Raw genomic sequence first — 3,028 nt, 5'->3', positions numbered from 1 at the left:
AGATAGGGTCGCCTTATTAAAAAATATTTAACCCTTTTCTGCATAACCTGCTAACTATAAAGGCGACCCTATCTAAGGTTTTGTCTCCGGGGGAAACCACGGCAGCGCGGTCATGGGGGGAACCCCCTTTGGCGGCGCTGCCTCCCCAAGACCGTAATGGTGCGTTTGACCCGTAATTAAATTCGCCACGGGTCGCACCTCTGCATCGCTTATTCAAAAGCACCATCTGTAGCACCTCAAGTAGCGTGCGCATTAGCTGATACGCGACACGCTGATACGCGACACGCTGATAGCTGATACGCGACACGCTGATAGCTGAATACTTACATATAAATTAATGATGTATTGTCGAAGTGCGGCTCGTTCCAACTAGGAGCCTTTAGAAAATAAAGGGCCATTGAAATCACACTAGCTTACCAAAAAATTTGGGTAATCGCGCCCCGTCCTTATAGGAGACGCGCGCCTCAGAGTTAAGAAGCATTTATTGGGAGCAGGCTATGAGCAAAAGGGTTAAAACTTATTAATTAAGGCTTCTTAACTCTTACGGTAGGCTTTTTGTTAAATTAAGACTTGACGGTTTTTTCGCATCGTGTTAAGATAAAAACCTAACGAAAAAAACAATTAATGTTCTAGATAAACATGATATTAAAATAAGTAGATGATGTAAAAAATCAGCTAAGATATCAGCTTATTGCATCATCAAATTATTAGATTTGGATATCTACGAAAACATAAGATCAAGAAAAAGTTTATCTAACTTGTTAACTAGATTAGGTACGGTGGGGTTAGAAGTTACCTTAATCAGAGGGTCGCCTTTATAGTTAGTCGGCGCTTGTGTAAAAAGTTTTAACCTTTTTTATTAAGGCGACCCTCTGATCAGGTTTCGTTTCCGGCACACCGAAACCTAGGTCATAGACCAAATACGCTTGGGTCGAATCCACCTCTATTTTTCCTGGCTCCGGCAAGGGTTTTACAAGTCACCCCGTTGAACGCGATCGCGTGGCCATAGGCCAAGCAAGAATCCCCGTCCTTCCAGGGCGGGGAGTGTCAATTGGTAGCTTACTCCACGCTGTGACCGACAGTCGTTATGATCTGTCTAATTGACTCTTCAGATGCTTCGGTTTCAACTCTAACCGTCTTTGATGTTACATCCACTGCGACTTTAGAATCTGGCTCCTGTTGGAGTATACCTTCGGTAATGGTCTTGGCACAGACATCACACGCAATACTGGGAACTTTTAACTGTACTACTGCCATAGTCAATACTCCATCAGTTTTTCTTACAGCCGTTAATCAGCTTGCCCTTAAAGCTCGCAGCCCAAGCTAGGAATGTTAATCCTTACCAATAACTTAGATCGATTGACGACAATACTCAATGGGCCTAGCCAGGATTGACTAGACCCATTCGAGTGGAAAAAGACAAATTTTCAACGAGTTAACTTTCTGACTACCAGTTTTGAATCACTACTATGGTTGGCAAACTACACAGATACACCTAATACTAAATCTCACACAGTCGTGTCTTTCCGGACTTTGGTTTGGCTTACTCCAACTTCTGTTGGTTTCTCGCCACTTTTTGCTATGTTCGATTGGTGCCTACTGTGGCTGGGTCATAGACCGGTAGAAATCATCTTATCTATGCCCATTTAGTTTCTGGCTTCAGGTTCTTCTCTGAAGGATGACTTCCACTCTTTAAAACTAACACGGCCTTCTGGAGATTCCGAATACTTGTTGTTAAAGTTAATCAGTCTTTACAAACTGCAACGATTAGATGAAAAAGTATGAAGCATGTAGGGTCAAGGGTGAAGTGTTAATTGCTTTGTCAGCTATCAGCGTGTCGCTTATCAGCTATCAGTCATTGGCCAAGGGCTTTTCCCCAGACTTGAAATTATCATTAATCTCGAACTATGAAGCTGATGGCTGATAGCTGACGGCTGAATGCTTACATTTGATTAACTTTAATGGTACGGTACAGCAATCATTTCTAATGTGTCTGGGATTTCCCCAATACATTTCCCCAATACATTTCCCCAATACATTTCCCCAATACTCAAAGGGCCTAGCCAGGATTGACTAGACCCATTCGAGTGGAAAAAGACAAATTTTCAACGAGTTAACTTTCTGACTACCAGTTTTGAATCACTACTATGGTTGGCAAACTACACAGATACACCTAATACTTAATCTCACACAGTCGTGTCTTTCCGGACTTTGGTTTGGCTTCCTCCAACTTCTGTTGGTTTCTCGCCACTTTTTGCTATGTTCGATCGGTGCCTACTGTGGCTGGGTCATAGACCGCTAGAAATCATCTTATCTATGCCCATTTGGTTTTTCGCTTCAGGTTCTTATCTGAAGGATGACTTCCACTCTTTAAAGCTAACACGACCTTCTGGAGATTACGAATACTTGTTGTTAAAGTTCAGGAGTCTTTACACACTGCAACGATTAGATTAAGAAGGTTTAAGGTTGAAGGTTAGAAGGTTTAAGGTTAGAAGGTTTAAGGTTATTGGTTAGAAGGTTTAAGGTTATTGGTTACAGGTTATTGGTTACAGGTTATTGGTTACAGGTTGAACGCGCACGCGTGGCCTTTTGGCCAAGGTTGAAGGTTACAGGTTAGATGTTGAAGGTTACAGGTTACAGATTGCTAGTTATACATCCAGCTTTCAGTTGTTAAGCCTCTAATCTTCAACCTACCAACCTCCAACCTACCAACCTTCAACCTACCAACCTCCAACCTACCAACCTTCAACCTACCAACCTCCAACCTACCAACCTTCAACCATCAAACCTTCAACCATCAAACCTTCAACCTGTAACCTTCAACCTTCAACTTTAAACCTTCAACCATCCAACCTTCAACCTTCAACTTTAAACCTTCAACCATCCAACCTCCAACCATCACAATGGTTTGCTCTCCTATCAAGGGTGGGCTTTCAGCTTCGCTTCTATGTCAGAATGGATCATACGTAAATTAAGAAACATAGCGATAGGGTTTTACTTCCCATAAGCCCATACCCTAAAGCTGAAT

General features: G+C 42.3%; 2 protein-coding genes. One reads left to right on the top strand and one right to left on the bottom strand.

Annotation, left to right across the window (positions count from 1 at the left end; genetic code table 11):
• Nucleotides 1-1,059 precede the first annotated feature (1,059 nt).
• A complete protein-coding gene (locus tag F6K37_RS36310; RefSeq protein ID WP_008181598.1) occupies nt 1,060-1,257 on the bottom strand; it encodes a heavy-metal-associated domain-containing protein in 198 nt (65 codons plus the stop codon).
• A 514-nt stretch (nt 1,258-1,771) separates the two neighbouring features.
• Between F6K37_RS36310 and F6K37_RS36305 the strand changes: the two genes are divergently transcribed.
• Entirely contained in the window at nt 1,772-1,924 is a 153-nt protein-coding gene (locus tag F6K37_RS36305; RefSeq protein WP_008181599.1) for a hypothetical protein, read from the top strand.
• The last annotated feature ends 1,104 nt before the right edge of the window (nt 1,925-3,028 follow it).

It is taken from the genome of Moorena sp. SIO4E2 (assembly GCF_010671945.1).
Classification (GTDB): Bacteria; Cyanobacteriota; Cyanobacteriia; order Cyanobacteriales; family Coleofasciculaceae; genus Moorena; species Moorena producens.
The sequence above is the reverse complement of the archived record's forward strand: the minus strand, read 5'-3'. Positions and strand labels throughout refer to the sequence as shown.

What these genes read in the sequence shown, in the direction of transcription:
- F6K37_RS36310 (WP_008181598.1), bottom strand. Translation starts at nt 1,257, where the DNA reads ATGGCAGTAGTACAGTTAAAAGTTCCCAGTATTGCGTGTGATGTCTGT.
- F6K37_RS36305 (WP_008181599.1), top strand. Translation starts at nt 1,772, where the DNA reads ATGAAAAAGTATGAAGCATGTAGGGTCAAGGGTGAAGTGTTAATTGCT.